This is a genomic window from Actinosynnema sp. NPDC020468, assembly GCF_040642015.1.
In the GTDB taxonomy this organism is placed as follows: Bacteria; Actinomycetota; Actinomycetes; order Mycobacteriales; family Pseudonocardiaceae; genus Actinosynnema.
This window is the reverse complement of sequence record NZ_JBFAEO010000016.1, coordinates 1-14,095: the sequence shown is the minus strand read 5'-3', so window position 1 is coordinate 14,095 and position 14,095 is coordinate 1. Positions and strand designations below refer to the sequence as shown.

At 72.2% G+C, this 14,095-nt stretch carries 10 protein-coding genes; 5 read left to right on the top strand and 5 right to left on the bottom strand.

All coding sequences use genetic code 11. The features are described 5' to 3' along the window. Positions 1-70 precede the first annotated feature (70 nt). The 3 genes from AB0G50_RS14000 to AB0G50_RS13990 are packed head-to-tail and all read left to right on the top strand — an operon-like array spanning position 71 to position 4,960. Positions 71-1,717, top strand: a complete 1,647-nt coding sequence (locus AB0G50_RS14000) for an acyl-CoA dehydrogenase family protein (RefSeq protein WP_360106992.1) — start codon at positions 71-73, stop codon at positions 1,715-1,717. Next, on the top strand, positions 1,714-3,489 hold the full coding sequence (locus AB0G50_RS13995; RefSeq protein ID WP_360106989.1) for an acyl-CoA dehydrogenase family protein: 1,776 nt from the start codon (positions 1,714-1,716) through the stop codon (positions 3,487-3,489). Before AB0G50_RS14000 ends, AB0G50_RS13995 begins: the two co-directional genes overlap by 4 nt. 19 nt (positions 3,490-3,508) lie before the next feature. Continuing rightward, positions 3,509-4,960 carry an MFS transporter gene (locus AB0G50_RS13990; RefSeq protein WP_360106986.1) on the top strand — a complete coding sequence of 484 codons (1,452 nt, stop codon included), beginning with the start codon at positions 3,509-3,511 and terminating at the stop codon, positions 4,958-4,960. A gap of 207 nt (positions 4,961-5,167) precedes the next feature. Here AB0G50_RS13990 and AB0G50_RS13985 read toward each other — a convergent pair whose 3' ends face one another. Then, positions 5,168-5,578 (bottom strand): nuclear transport factor 2 family protein, encoded by a 411-nt coding sequence (locus tag AB0G50_RS13985; RefSeq protein WP_360106983.1) that lies wholly within the window; start codon positions 5,576-5,578, stop codon positions 5,168-5,170. Positions 5,579-6,195: 617 nt separating this feature from the next. On the opposite strand from AB0G50_RS13985, the gene AB0G50_RS13980 reads away from it, so the two are divergent. Further along, positions 6,196-8,103 carry a BTAD domain-containing putative transcriptional regulator gene (locus tag AB0G50_RS13980; RefSeq protein ID WP_360106980.1) on the top strand — a complete coding sequence of 636 codons (1,908 nt, stop codon included), beginning with the start codon at positions 6,196-6,198 and terminating at the stop codon, positions 8,101-8,103. Positions 8,104-8,164: 61 nt separating this feature from the next. Here AB0G50_RS13980 and AB0G50_RS13975 read toward each other — a convergent pair whose 3' ends face one another. After that, on the bottom strand, positions 8,165-8,491 hold the full coding sequence (locus AB0G50_RS13975) for a helix-turn-helix domain-containing protein (protein WP_360106977.1): 327 nt from the start codon (positions 8,489-8,491) through the stop codon (positions 8,165-8,167). Positions 8,492-8,601: 110 nt separating this feature from the next. After that, complete coding sequence (locus tag AB0G50_RS13970) at positions 8,602-10,167, bottom strand: aminotransferase class III-fold pyridoxal phosphate-dependent enzyme (RefSeq protein WP_360106974.1); 1,566 nt, start codon at positions 10,165-10,167, stop codon at positions 8,602-8,604. A gap of 203 nt (positions 10,168-10,370) precedes the next feature. Between AB0G50_RS13970 and AB0G50_RS13965 the strand changes: the two genes are divergently transcribed. Further along, the gene (locus tag AB0G50_RS13965) at positions 10,371-10,883 is read left to right on the top strand and encodes a flavin reductase family protein (protein WP_360106971.1); all 513 of its coding nucleotides are present in this window, start codon (positions 10,371-10,373) and stop codon (positions 10,881-10,883) included. A gap of 296 nt (positions 10,884-11,179) precedes the next feature. Here the strand turns inward: AB0G50_RS13965 and AB0G50_RS13960 are convergent, their stop codons facing one another. Then, positions 11,180-12,598, bottom strand: a complete 1,419-nt coding sequence (locus tag AB0G50_RS13960) for an NAD(P)/FAD-dependent oxidoreductase (protein WP_360106968.1) — start codon at positions 12,596-12,598, stop codon at positions 11,180-11,182. Between the two features lie 98 nt (positions 12,599-12,696). Beyond that, positions 12,697-13,872 (bottom strand): acyl-CoA dehydrogenase family protein, encoded by a 1,176-nt coding sequence (locus AB0G50_RS13955; protein WP_360106965.1) that lies wholly within the window; start codon positions 13,870-13,872, stop codon positions 12,697-12,699. Between the last annotated feature and the right edge of the window lie 223 nt (positions 13,873-14,095).

The window sequence follows — 14,095 nt, the reverse complement described above, 5'->3', positions numbered from 1 at the left end:
CCGCGCGGGCGGTGGCCGGTGGCGTCCGGCTCCCGGCCGGGCGCGGCTGCCGTCCGACGGCGGTGGCGTCGTGACGACCGTCGCGCCCACCGGGTTGCGCGCCGTCGAGCTCGACCGGGCGCTGGGTGACCCGCGCGACCCGGCCAACCCGTGCGGGTTCGCGGCGCTGGTCGAGCGGGACGCGGGTGGTGGGCGGCCCGAGGCGTTGATCGCCGCCACCCGCGGCGCCCTGGGTTTGTCGTTCGTGCCGCGCGAGCTGGGCGGCACCCTCACCACCGCCGACGACACGTTGGCGCTGGTGCGGGTCGCCGCGCGGCGCGACGTCACCGTCATGCCGCACACCATGTTCGCGGTCACCGCCGCCACCTGCGTGTTCCTCGCCGGCACCGCCGAGCAGAAGGCCCAGGTCGTCGCCCTGCTCGAGGCAGGCCACCCGGTCGGCTTCGCGCTGTCCGAACCCGACCACGGCAGCGACCTGCTCGCCAACGAGTGCCTGCTCGAACCCGACGGCGACGGCTGGCGGATCACCGGCGACAAGTGGGTGGTCGGCCTCGGCGACCGGGCGCACGCCCTGCTTCTCCTCGCCCGCAGCGGCGGTCGGGGCGCGGCCGCGTTCACCGCCGCGCTGCTCGACAAGTCCACTGTGGACAAAGCAAGGGGTGGAACCGGAACCACCTCCGGCATGCGCGGCGTCGGGTTCGCCGGGTTCCACTTCGACGGCGTGCCGCTGCCCGCGTCCGCGACCGTCGGCGAACCCGGCCACGGCCTGGAGATCGCGATGAAGGCGATGCAGGTCGTGCGCACCCTGAGCACCGGGGCGAACCTCGCCGCCGCCGACTCCGGCCTGCGGCTCGCGCTGGACTTCGCCGAACGCCACGTGGTGGCGGGCAAACCCGTCGTCGCGCACGAGCGCAACCGGCGCGAGCTGGGCACGGCCGCCGCCGCGCTGCTCGCGTGCGACGTGGTCGCGGTCGCCTGCGCCCGCGCGCTGCACTCGAACCCGGCCGGCCAGGCCCTGTGGTCCAGCGTCGCGAAGAAGGTGTGCACGGAGCTGACCGAGGAGGTCTTCACCCGGTGCGCCGACGTGCTGGGCACCAGGGGCCTGCTCGCCGACCACCCGTTCCCGGTGCTGCGCAAGGACAACACCGTGGTCCGGCACATCGACACCGGCCCCACCGCCAACCTGCGGCTGGTCGCCGCGCACCTGGCCGGCCGGTCCACCGACACCACGCCGCCCGCCACCGCGTTCACCCTGGACGCCGCCCTGCCGCCACTCGACCCGAGCCGACTGGAGCTGTCCACCCGGGGCCGCGACGACGTCACCCAGTCCCTGCCCTACATCCTCGCCGCGATCCGCGCCACGCTCACCGACCAGCGCGTGCGCGCCCTGCTCGACCGGCTGGAAACGGCACTGCAAAAGGACACCGACACCGACCCGCTCGACCGGGCCGAGCGGTTCTGCCACCTGCACGCCGCCGCGTCCTGCGCGCACCTGTGGTGGTTCAACCGCCACCGCTCGCTGTTCGGCGCGGAACCCGGCTCGACCGGCTGGCTCACCGCCACCCTGACCCTGCTGCTGGACCGCGCGCACCGCGTCCACGACCGCCTGCGCACCGAGGACGCCGACCCGGTGCTGAGCCTCGTGCGCGCCCTGCACACCTCCGGCCGGCTGTTCTCCGCGACGCCGCTGCCGCTCGCCGAAGGAGAACCGGCATGACCGTGGAGAAGATGGTCGCGCTGAACGAGGAGCTGGAGCGCTACCTCGGCGACCCGCACGACCCGGAAAGCCCGATGTCGTTCGCGAAGATCCTCGACCTGGACGAGCGCGAGGAGTTCCCGTTCGAACTCGTCGGCGTGCTCCAGCGGTGGCGGCTGCACGAGTACTGCCTGCCCGCCGAGTGGGGCGGACGCGCGGGCGACGTCGAGGTCGGCTTCAACCTGCTGCGCCTGGCCGCCCGCCGCGACCCGACCTCGGCCACCACGCTGATGCTCACCGACCTGGCGTTCATGCCCGCCTGGATCGCCGGCACCGAGGAGCAGCGCCGCTACTTCGTGCAGGCCATCAACAACGGCGTCCGGATGGCCTGGGGCCTCTCCGAGCGCCGGCACGGCAGCGACCTGCTGTCCAACGAGATGCGCGCGGAGAAGGTCGAGGGCGGCTACCTGCTGACGGGGGAGAAGTACCTCATCGGCAACGCCACCGTCGCCGACGTCGTCTCGGTGCACGCCCGCACCGGCGAGCGCGGCGGACCGGGTGACTGGTCGATCTTCGCGGTGGAGAAGCGGAAGGCGCCCGCCGGCGCGATCGTGGAGCTGCCCAACGAGCGCCTGCACGGCCTGCGCGCGCTGGACATGAGCGGCATCCGGCTGGAGAAGCTGTTCGTGCCGGACGAGAACCGGCTCGGCAAGGAGGGTCAGGGCCTGGAGATCGCGCTCAAGAGCGCCCAGGTCGCCCGCACCACGATCAGCAGCATGGCGCTCGGCGCGGTCGACACGGCGCTGCGCGTCACGCTGGACTTCGTGGTGGAGCGGGAGATCTTCGGCCGCAAGGTCGCCGACATCCCGTACTCGCGCCGCCAGCTCGCCGAGTGCTTCGCCGACCTGCTGCTGGCCGACGCGGTCGCCACCGGCGCGGTGCGCGGACTCCAGGCCAACCCCGGCCAGGCGGGCGTGTTCTCCTCCATCACCAAGTACTTCGTGCCCACCTCGCTGGAACGCACCATGGCCCAGCTGTCGATCGTCCTGGGCGCACGCCTCTACCTGCGCTCGCACCCGCACTACGGCATCTACCAGAAGATGCTGCGCGACGTGCTGGTGGCGATCTTCGGCGACGGCAACACCGTGGTGAACCTCAAGAACATCGCCTCCCAGCTGGACACCATCCTCACCGCCGCCGTCGAGACGCCCGCCGACGCCCGCGGCCCGGCGGAGCAGCGCGTCGCCACCCAGTTCGGCGTCGACGTCGAGCTGCCCGAGTGGCGACCGGCCGACCAGACCCTGTTCAGCCGCGGCGGCGACGAGACGCTGCTCGCGCTGCCCACGTCGGTCAAGGCGTTGCGCGCGCTCGCCGACGCGCACCCCGACGACGCCCAGCGCTCGTGGTTCCACCGCAGCGCGGACGTGGCCGACCGGGTGCTGTCCGAGGTGGACCGGCTGCGCACCGAGCTCACCGAGCTGAAAACGCTGATGGGGCGCGACTTCAGCTCGTCCGCGGAGATCTTCCGGCTGGCCGAGCGGTACTGCGCGCTGCACGCGGCCGCCGCCGCGGTGCACCTCGTGGTGCACTCCGGCGCGGCGCTGCCCGACCCGTTCCCGGACGGCGCGGTGCTGCTGCTGTGCCTGGAGCGCGCGTGGCGCCAGGTCGACCCCACCCGGCCGGTCACCGACGCGGCCGCGGTGGACCGGGTGGTCGAGGTGCTCTACGGACTGCACCGCGACCACCGACTGTTCTCGCACTGGCAGTTCCAGTTGCGCGCAAGTGGCGAGTGAAACCGATGGGAGACAACCGATGACAGCCATTCCGACTCGGCGGGTCGGGTGGGGCTGGGCGATCGTCGCCAGCTCCATCCCGATGTTCGTGGTGGCCCTGAACAACCTCGTGGTGACCAACGCGCTGCCCCAGATCGCCGAGGACTTCTCGGCCGACCAGGAAACCCTCCAGTGGGTGATCAACGCCTACGTGCTCGCGTTCGCGGGCATGCTGCTCACCGGCGCCGCGCTCGGTGACCGGTACGGCCGCAAGCTGTTCTTCCTGCTGGGCATCGGGGTGTTCAGCCTCGGCTCGGTGGCGTGCGCCCTTGCCGACTCCAGCGCGACCCTGATCGCGGCGCGGATCGTGCAGGGCGTCGGCGCCGCGGCGATCCTGCCGCTGTCGCTGACCATCCTGGCGGCGGCCGTGTCGGAGAAGATGCGCAGCGCCGCCATCGGCATCTGGAGCGGCATCAACGGCCTCGGCGTCGCGCTCGGCCCGCTGGTGGGCGGCGCGGTCACCGAGGGCCTCGACTGGAAGTGGATCTTCTGGGTCAACCTGCCGGTCGGCGCGATCGCGGTGCCGCTGGTGCTGTGGGCGATCACCGAGAGCCGGGGCGCGGACCGCGGCCTCGACATCCCGGGCGTGGTGCTGGTGACCGGGTTCATCACCTCGCTGGTGTGGGGCATCGTGCAGGCGGGCGACGAGGGCTGGGGCTCGCGCCCGATCCTCACCGCGTTCGGCGTCGCGCTGGTGCTGCTGATCGCGTTCGTGCTGTGGGAGCGCAAGGCCAAGTCGCCGCTGCTGCCGCTGCGCTTCTACCGGATCCCGAACTTCGTGCTGAGCAACGTCGTGTCGCTCGCCATGTACTTCGGCGTGTTCGGCTCGATCTTCTTCCTGGCCCAGTACCTCCAGGGCCCGCTCGGGTACTCGCCGCTGGAGGCGGGCGTCCGCACGCTGCCGTGGACCGCGATGCCGATGGTCGTCGCGCCGCTCGCGGGCCTCATCACCGACAAGGTCGGCGGCGGCCGGCTGATGGCGCTCGGCCTGGCCCTCCAGGGCATCGGCCTGGCGTGGATCGCGAACATCGCCACCACCACGACCCCGTACGGCGACATGGTGCCGCCCATGGTGATCGCGGGCATCGGCATGGGTCTGGTGTTCGCGCCGACCACCGCCGTGGTGCTGGGTTCCGTGCGGCCGCACGAGCACGGCAAGGCCTCCGGCGCGAACAACACCGTCCGCGAGATCGGTGGCGCGCTGGGCATCGCGGTGCTGACGACGGTGTTCACCGACTACTTCGACGACGTGCAGATCCGCAAGCCCGCCGACGCCGCCGAGGCGTTCGTGCACGGCATGGTCCCGGCCATCTGGGTCGGTGTCGTGTTCGTCGCGGTCGGCGCGCTCGCCGGGTTGTTCATCCGCAAGCGCAAGGCGCTGTCCGCGGAGCCCGCCGCGACCGACGCCGTCCCGGAGGTCGCCGAGGTGTGAGGTGACCTCGGAAACCGGTTCCCCGCCACGTGAGACGGTTCGGGCGGCGCGACTTCGGGATGCCACCGCGTCCCGGGTCGCCTGCCCCCGTTTTTCCGACGCGGCCCGGGCGTGCGGACCCCGACCGCGCCCGGTCCGATCCGGGCCGCCCCGCGCGCCCCCCCCCCGCCGGGCGGGCCCCCCCCCCCCCCCCCGCGGGCCGGGGGCCTATTCGGCGTGCGACCCGGGAACCGGGCGGTCGACCGCCAGTCGCCAGTCGCCGCGCTCGTTGCGGATCAGCACGTCGGTGCACACGCCGCGGACGGTCGTGACGACGCCGTCCGGGCCGGGGATGTCGAGGCGGTAGTCCACGATCAGCAGCGACGTGTCGCCGGTGGTGTGGCTCTGCACCACCCTGGAGTCGATCTTCGGCCCAGTGGCCAGGAAATCGGTGAAGAACGCGGTGCGCGCGGCGCCGGTGAGTGGCGCGCCGGAGATGTTGGAGATGGCGTCGGCGGTGTACATCGAGTCGTAGAGGGCGCCGTCGCCCGCGTTGAACAACCGCACGAACAGTTCGTTCTGCTCGTCCGGGTCGTCCGGGATGACCTCCGGAATGCGCGCGCTCAGTTCGGTGCTCATGGCGAATCCGTCCCGCTTTCGTCGGCTGATTCGGGCAATGGCCTCGAGGGCAGTCTCGCCGGGTCGCACTCACGGACCGGTAACCTTTCGTCCCGCCGTCGCGGTGAGCCCGCGGTTACCCGGCGGTGACGCGCCGGTGCGGCGTTCCGACACCGCGCGCGGGCGGCCCGGAGAGTGGTACCGGACACTGTCGGCGGGTTCCCGAAGTTGCCCTCCGACCGCCCTTTTGGGACAATGGCTGCCGCGCTGACCTGCGGCGACCACCTGCTATAGGTGAAATGCCGGTCGGGCTACTTACTTTGAAGTCAGTACTTACCTCGATACCTGTGCCTGCCTTACTGTCACGTCTGCACCAAAACTGGGGTTGTACCGGCGGTCGCGCTCACGCGACGTCGGTTCGGGTGTGCGCCGCACGGGAGCCTGGGGGTGACCGCGGCCGGCGCGAAGACGTGTTTGTGGCATTTACCGATGGGGCGGTGTATGCACAGCACCGGTACGACTGCCGTGTCGCTGCAATCCGGACGAGCGGGCCGAGCGCCCGATTCCCGGTCGGCGGCCGTCCGTGGTCGGCCGGTTCGGCTGCCTGCCGAGGCGATTGGCGCCATTCGTTCGGGGGGATGATGGATTTTCACGTTCTGGGTCCATTGGAGGTGTCCGACGCGGGCGAGTCGGTGGCGCTCGGCGGTGTCAAGCAGCGGGCCACGTTGGGGTATCTGCTGCTCAACGCCAACCGGGTGGTGGCGACGAGCCAGTTGTTGAGCGCGCTGTGGCCGACGCACGAGGCTCCGGTCACGGCCCGGAAGGTGTTGCACAACGCGGTGTGGGGACTGCGTCGGATGTTGCCGGGCGACGGCATGGGCAGCGCTCCGGCGCTGCTCACCCAACCGCCCGGCTACAAGCTCACGGTCGACCCGGAGTCGGTGGACCTGTACCGGTTCCACCGCCTGGTCGCGTCGGCCAGGACGGAGTTGTCGGCCGGGTCGCCGGAGTCCGCGGCGGTGATCCTGCGCCAGGCGATGGGGCTGTGGCGCGGTCCGGAACTGGCCGACCTGGCCGAGGCCGGCATCGCCTGGCCGGAGCTGACCGCAGTGCGCAACGCCCGGCTGGACGCGCTGGAGGACTACTTCGACGCGGAGTTGGCCTGCGGGCGGCACCAGGCGGTGCTGGGGGAGTTGGAGGCGATGGCCGACGGCGCGTGCCTGCGCGAGCGGTCGTGCGGTCAGCTGATGCTGGCGCTGTACCGCTGCGGGCGGCAGGCCGACGCGCTCGCCGTGTACAGCAGGATGCGGGCGACGCTGGTGGAACGGCTCGGGCTGGAACCCGGCCGGGACCTCCAGGCGTTGCAGCGGTCGATCCTCGCGCACAGCCCGTCGCTCGACCTCGTGCCGCCGGTGACGCGGATCGAGTTGCCCGCGGCGGAACCGACCGGGCTCGTGGTGCTCACCCGGTCCGAGCCGGAACCGGAACCGCCGCTGCCGCAACCGATCCGACCGGCGCGCACGCAGGTCAGCGTGGTCCTGGTGCAGACGAAGCTCGGCCCGTCGCCGGTCGACGTCGACCCGGCCGACGTCGACGAGGCGCTGGACGCGATCGCCGAGCGGATCCGGCGCACCGTCGGGGGGTTCGGCGGCGTCGTCACGGCCTCCACCGGGTTGATCACCATGGTGCTGTTCGAGGCGCCGCCGCCCGGCGGGCGGGACACCTGCCAGGCGGTCGCCGCGGTGCTCGCGACGCTGGCGGTGCGCGACGGGTTGCGGGAGCTGGTGCCGCCGGCGGCGGTGGGCCTGCCGACGTTCCACGCCGCGGTGGCGACCGGCGCGGTGCCCTCGCTCGCCGGCTCGGCGGTGTCCGGGACGCTGGTCGACCGGTGCCACACGCTGCTGGCCACGGCCGACGCGGGCGAGATCCGGCTCTGCCCCGACACCCGGCGGATCGGGGAGCGGGTGGTGACCGGGTGGCTCGCGGGCCAGGGCGTCTCCACCCGGTGCGACGAACCGCCCGTCGACCGGCACCTCGACCTCGAACTGGTGCGGTGCCTGCTGGAGCGCAGCCGGAAGCGGTCGACACCGCACCTGGTCACCGTCCTCGGCGCGCCCGGCACCGGCAAGTCCGCGTTCCTGGCCGAACTGGCCCGGCTCACCGGCGAGGCGCCGCCGGTGACGAACGCGGCGCAGTGCTCGGCGGCCGACCTCCGGGAGGTGCTCGCGGCGACCAGGGCGGCCGGGTCGCCGCAACCGCTGGTGCTGCTGGTGGACGACCTGCACCGGGCCGACGACGCGGTGCTCGACCTCGTCGACGAGCAGACGGACCGGTCGGCGGCCGGCGGCGGCGCGGTGTTCGTGGTCGCGACCGCGCGGCCGGAACTGGTGCTGCGCAAGCCCTCCTGGGGCGCGGGCAAGCGGGACGTCACCACGATCACGCTGGACTCGGTGCCGACACCCGCGATCGAGGCGCTGTGGGACCTGCTGCTGTCCCAGGGCGCCGATCCGCGCTGCGAGCCGGAACTGGCCCGGCGACCCGCCTAGCGGGGGAGCACGCCGACCGCGGCGCCGGATCGACTCCGACGCCGCGGTCGGCGTCCGTCGCTCAGGCGCGGACGGCCAGGTGCTCGCGACCCCAGGCGCCCAGCGGTTTGAGCGCCTCGTCCAGCGCCGTGCCCCGCGCGGTCAGCGAGTACTCGACCCGCAGCGGCGCCTCGGCGAACATCTCGCGCAGCACGATCCCGTCCGCCTCCAGTTCCCGCAACTGCTGGATCAGCACCTTCTCGCTGACACCCGGGACGAGTCTGCGCAGCTCGCCGAACCTGCGGTGCCCGTCGCGCAACGCCCAGAGGATCAGCACCTTCCACTTGCCGCTGATGACCTCCATCGCCGCGTCGAGCCCGCAGAACGGCGGCCTTGTCCTCACACTCATGTGTTCGTCCCCCCATGTCAGGCCCAGGACGAAGTCCGGCGGGCGCATGACCTCGGCACAGCCTCCACGGTAACGCAGAGCCGTGCGACCGGGGTCGCGGTGCTCGGCCTTCAGCTGAAGAGACGAAGCTCGTCCTGGTCGCGCAGCACCCCGCACACCGCGCGCAACGCCACGTCGAGCCGGTCGACCTCCTCGTCGGTCAGCAGGACGGAGGGCTCGAACCGCAGCGTGTTCACCGCGCTCGCGGTGGGGAACGTGCGGATCCGGTGGTGCCGCAACAGGTGTCCGGAGACCACGTAGCCGAGCGAGTCGGCGAGCGCGACCTGCCGGATGCCGGGCGAGGTCGACTCGGACTGGTCGCGGAACTCCAGGCCCAGCATCAGCCCGCGACCCCGGACGTCCACGACCACGTCCGGGAAGTCCCGCCGCAGCGCGGTGAACAGCGCGGTCAGCCGCTCGCCCCAGTACGCGGCCAACCGGTAGACGCGGCCGTCGTCGGCCTCGAGCAGGTCCAGCACGGTCAGCGCGATGGCGCAGGAGAACGTGTCCTTGGCGAAGGTCGAGCTGTGCACCAGCTCGAACTCGGGGCGGTAGCGGCCTTCCCGGACCAGCGTCACGGCGGTTTTGACCAGGCCGCCGCCGAGGCTCTTGGCCAGCGCGTAGTAGTCCGCCCGCAGCCCGATGTGCGCGCTGGCGAAGAACGCGCCGGTGCGACCCATGCCGCTCTGGATCTCGTCCACCACGATCGGGCAGTCCACGGCGGCGCAGGCCTCCTGGATCCGCGCGGCGAACTCGCGGGACACCACCCGGATGCCGCCCTCGCCCTGGATCACCTCCAGCAGGAACGCGCCGAACACCGGGAAGGCGCGCTCCACCACGTCGACCACGCCGTCGGTCACCACGACGTCCAGCGCGGTGGCGCGGTGGTCCGCGATCACCTTGACGAGCTGGTCGGGCTGGTCGAACGGCACGAACCGGGCCGGTGCGGCCATCGCGGCGAACGGCGTGCGGAACGACGCGTTGTGGGTCAGCTGCACGCTGCCCGCGAGCTTGCCGTGGAACGAACCCTCCAGCGCGAGGAACACCGGCGGGCGCGCGGCCAGTTCGTCGTTGTGCGCGGCGATCCCGCCGACGACCGCGTCGAAGTCCCGGTCCGCGCCGACACCGGCCGCGGCCCGCGCGCCGGGCGCGATCCCCGCGGTGCCGGCCAGCACGGCGGCGCGCGCCTCCTCGACGTGCGCGGCGATCTCCGCCCGCAGCGCGGCGATCCGCAGCACGCGGTCGAACTCGGCGTGCTTGATCGCCACCTCGATCGATTCCGCCCCGCTGTTGGAGAACACCGCGTAGTAGGGCTCCGCGGTGTCGAATTCCCGGTGCAGGACGGTGTTCAGCCTGGCCGCGACCCGGCCGGCGAGCGGTTGCCGCGAGGCCTGCGCGAGCACCGGCGTGCCGGCGTCGAGGAATTCCCGCGCGCGGTCGACCACGGCGGGGTGGTTGTGGCCGAGGATCAGCGCGCCGTACCCGCCGGCGTAGTCGAGCACCGGCACCTCGGCGCCGTTCCCGTCCAGCAGGTACAGCGTGTTCCCCTCGGCGCGGACGTATTCCACGTCGACCCCGAGCGAGACGAGCAACTGGTGCATCTGGGGTTCGGCGAGTTCAGCGGATGCGGACTGCATATCGGCCCTTCTCGACCAGGGACTGGCAAGTGCGCTCCACCCTAGGCACGGCCGGTCGATTCGCGGTCACACGCCGGTAAGCCGTTGCGCGCGGTCGGGATGAGTCGCCGGTGACCGTTCGATGAGCGCATTTCCCGCGCCGCCTCGCTACGTTCTCCCGTGGTCCGGAAAACGACTTCGGTCGGCCCAGTCGAAAGGACGACATGTCCGAGAGCGGTGCACCGGCGAACACCCTGCGACCGTCGTCGTTCCGGCAGGTGATGTCCCGGTTCGCGACCGGAGTCGTCGTCCTGACCGTGGGCGGCGAGCACGTGCACGGGATGACCGCCAACTCCTTCACCTCGGTGTCGCTGCGCCCGCCGCTCGTGCTGTGCTGCGTCGCGCACAGCGCGGCGATGCACGGCGCGCTGGTCGCCGAGCGCCGGTTCGGGGTGTCCGTGCTGGCCGCGGACCAGCAGCACCTGGCCCGGTACTTCGCCGACCGCACCCGGCCGCGCGGCAGCGCCCAGTTCGAGCCGACCGACTGGTGGCCGGGACCGCGCACCGGCGCGCCGCTGCTGTCGAACTCCTTGGCGTGGCTGGAGTGCGAGCTGACCGACGCGCACCGGGCGGGCGACCACTCGGTGTTCGTCGGCGCCGTGCTGAGCACGGTGCGCGGCGCGGACCGCGACGGCCTGCTCTTCCTCGACGGCGCGTTCCGCCGCGTGGAGCGCTGACCCGACACCCCTGGTGTTCGCGCGGTGCGGGGTGGCGCACGGCGGGCGCGGAGGGGTTGTGGTGGCGTGGTTGTCGCCCGGCCGACCGCGCGCGGCGCGGCTGCCGGCGGGTGCCCGGCCACCCCGAGGCTCGGCCGATTGCCCTGGTGCGCGGTCGATCGACCCGCGCGGCGACGGGTGTCGGCTCGCGCCGGTGTCCGGCCGGCTGCGGTCGGTTCGGCGGAGGTCGCCCCGGTGTGCGGGTGACCTGGTCCCGGGCGGTCCGAGGCCAGGTCACCCGCGTTCACCGTGGTGGGTCAGGCCGGGACGGAGGACCCGGACAGCTTCGCCACCGCCTGGCGGGCGGCCGCCATGCCGGACTCGATCGCGCCTTCCACGAAACCGTTCCAACCCGAGGCCGTGTCGCCGCTGGCGAACATCAACCTGCCCACCGGCTGCTGGATCGCGGGCAGCTGCGCCAACAGCTGGTTCGGCTTGCGCAACGCCCATCCGCCGAGCGAGTACGGCTCGTGTCCCCAGTCCTGCGTCTTGTACTCGATCAGCGACGCCTCCGGCAGCACCCGCTGGAGCTCCCGCTCCACCGCGGTGAAGTTCTGGAGGTCGATCTCGGGCAGGCTGTTGAACGCCACCATCAGCTGGCCGCTCGTCGTGGTCGCCTGCGACAGCACGGTGGTGAACACGTCGCCCTCGGCGCCGTGCACCAACACCTTGTCCGGCACGCCGCGCACGTGCAGCCACAGCTTCACGCTGTGCGGCACGCCGACGCCCTGCGCGCTCGCGGTCGCGTGCACGGCGGGCAGCGCGGGGGAGAACTGGATGTTCTTCCACACGTTCACCGGCGTGGCGACGACCGCCGTGCGGCCCTTGAACACCTGGCCGTTGCGGGTGGTGACGGTGACCTGCGTGCCGTTGTCCACGACCGAGGTGACCGGCGAGGCGAACGCGGTCGCCGGGTTCGCCTCGACGAGCATCGCCTTGAGCAGCCCGACGAAACCGGTCGACGGGCGCTGCGAGGTGACCGCGTCCATCCCCTCCAGGCTCCAGCCGGCGAGCGCCCACCAGTGCGCGAGCGCCGTCAGGCCGCCGGTGGCGCTGGAGCCGCCCGAGTAGCCCGCGGTCTGGCCGCTGATCCAGCTCTCGTCCTGCGGCGAGAGGCGGAGTTCGTCCAACCGGTCCCGCAACGACATCCCGTCGATGCCGACCAGGAGATCCCGCCGCAGCAACGGGTTGAGCGGCTGCGGGAAGTACTTGTCGGCGTCCTTGAAGATCATCTTCCACAGCTCGGAGAGCCGGGTGTCCACGTCCAGCGGCGGGAACGCCCGCGGTCCGGTGGGCGAGGGCATGATGATCCGGGTCGGGAAGCCGTCGCGGACCGTCGGGATCCCGTAGCGCCGCAACTCGGCCTGGACCAGCTGCTGCGTCGGGCCGACCCACTGGCCGCCCAGCTCGACGGTCTTGCCGGCGAACTGACCGGTGAACGTGCGCCCGCCCAGCCGTTCGCGGGCTTCCACCAGCAGCACGTTCAGACCCCTGGCCCGCAGGTCCCGCACCGCGGTGATGCCCGCGAACCCGGCCCCGATCACGACCGCGTCGTAGACCGTGTCGCGGGTGCCGGTCGCGCCCGCGACGCCGGGCAGCAACCCGGTCGACGCGGCCACCACCGACAACCCGCCCGCCCGCAGCAGCGTGCGTCTGGATAAACCTTCTCTGCTCACGTTTTCCTCGTTCTGGTCGGTCTGGACAGCGGTCGACTCCCGCGTGGACGGTCCACACGGGAGCCGAAGACGGTGTCGTGCTGTGGTGGGAGGAGGGATCAGAGCAGCGGGGTCTCCGGGTCGAGCCCGAGCAGCACCCGGCCGTACACCTCGAGCGACGTGCCCAGCAGGATCATCCCGTGCAGCGACAGGCCCTGGAGGTCCCGGTGGAACCGCTGGAGCGGCACGTCGCGCTGGATCACCCCGGCGCCGCTGGCGTTGTACAGGATCTCCACGGCCTCCCGGGCGAGCTGCACGGCGTACGCGCTGTGCCCGCGCACCGAGGCCTTCTCCGGCACGGTCGGCTCCTCGCCGGCGTCGGCACGGCGCTGCAACAACTCGTAGACACCCCGCATCAACGCCTCGGCCGCCGCGATCTTGCTCTCCGCGGTGGCCACCTGGATCTGGGTCAGCGGGTGCTGGGACTGGTCGGTCCACTTCGTGTACGCGATGCCGCGACTGGGCAGCCGCTCCAGGAACAGGTCGTACGCGCCGCGCGCGATCCCGATCAACGCCGACACGCCCTGGGCGATGATGTAGCCGAACAGCCCGTACTCGCGGCCGGTCGGCTGGTAGTCCGGCGGCAGCTCGTAGGCGGCCGGGTCCGCGGAGACGACCCGGTGCGCCGGCACGAACACGTCGGTCGCCGTGGAGGTGCAGCTGCCCGTCGCCGCCACCGACGAGGTGTTCCAGTCGTCGGCGACGACGAAGTCCGACATCGGCACGACCGCGATGGCCTCGCTCTCCGCGCCGTCGGGACCCTGCACGATCGACGTGGCGATGTTCCAGTGCGCGCCGCGCGCGCCGGAGTTGAACCGCCACGCGCCGTTGAGGACGTAACCGCCCTCGGTCGGGGTCAGGATGCCGGACGGGGTGAACCCGCCGGAGATCCGCACCGAGCTGCTCGCGAAGATCTCCTTCTGCAACTCCTCCGGGTACATCGTGGCCATCCAGGTGCTCGACACCCAGACGCTCGCGATCCAGGCCGTCGAGCCGTCGCCGCGGGCGATCTCGGCGAGCACCCTGGCCTGGTCGGCGACCGGGAACTCCAAACCACCGAAGTGCCTCGGGGTCGCCATCCGGAACACGCCCGCGCGTTCGAGGAGTTCGACGTTCTCGTCGGGCAGCCACCGCCGGTCTTCGGCGTCCAGGCCGTTGCGACGCAGGATGGGCACGATGTCGCGAACGGCGTCCAGGACGGACGCGACATCTGCTTCGGATTCGGTCGTGGTCATGCCAACTCCTCGGTGACTATTCGGCACGCGGGTGATTCCCGGTTTCCCACCGGACACCCGCAGATTGGCAGAACGCGCGCACCGCGCAGTCACGACGCGGTAATCCGCCGCTCCCGCCGACCGGTTCGCGCGCACGAAAAATCCCCCACGAGTGACGGATCACTCGTGGGGGACGGTGAAAGGCGTCGGGCCCGGCGGGTGGTGATCGGCGCCGATGCCGATC

Bases quoted from the DNA above. Each gene is read 5' to 3' on its own strand.
- AB0G50_RS13995 (WP_360106989.1), top strand. From the start codon at position 1,714: ATGACCGTGGAGAAGATGGTCGCGCTGAACGAGGAGCTGGAGCGCTAC.
- AB0G50_RS13990 (WP_360106986.1), top strand. From the start codon at position 3,509: ATGACAGCCATTCCGACTCGGCGGGTCGGGTGGGGCTGGGCGATCGTC.
- AB0G50_RS13985 (WP_360106983.1), bottom strand. From the start codon at position 5,578: ATGAGCACCGAACTGAGCGCGCGCATTCCGGAGGTCATCCCGGACGAC.
- AB0G50_RS13980 (WP_360106980.1), top strand. From the start codon at position 6,196: ATGATGGATTTTCACGTTCTGGGTCCATTGGAGGTGTCCGACGCGGGC.
- AB0G50_RS13975 (WP_360106977.1), bottom strand. From the start codon at position 8,491: ATGAGTGTGAGGACAAGGCCGCCGTTCTGCGGGCTCGACGCGGCGATG.
- AB0G50_RS13970 (WP_360106974.1), bottom strand. From the start codon at position 10,167: ATGCAGTCCGCATCCGCTGAACTCGCCGAACCCCAGATGCACCAGTTG.
- AB0G50_RS13965 (WP_360106971.1), top strand. From the start codon at position 10,371: ATGTCCGAGAGCGGTGCACCGGCGAACACCCTGCGACCGTCGTCGTTC.
- AB0G50_RS13955 (WP_360106965.1), bottom strand. From the start codon at position 13,872: ATGACCACGACCGAATCCGAAGCAGATGTCGCGTCCGTCCTGGACGCC.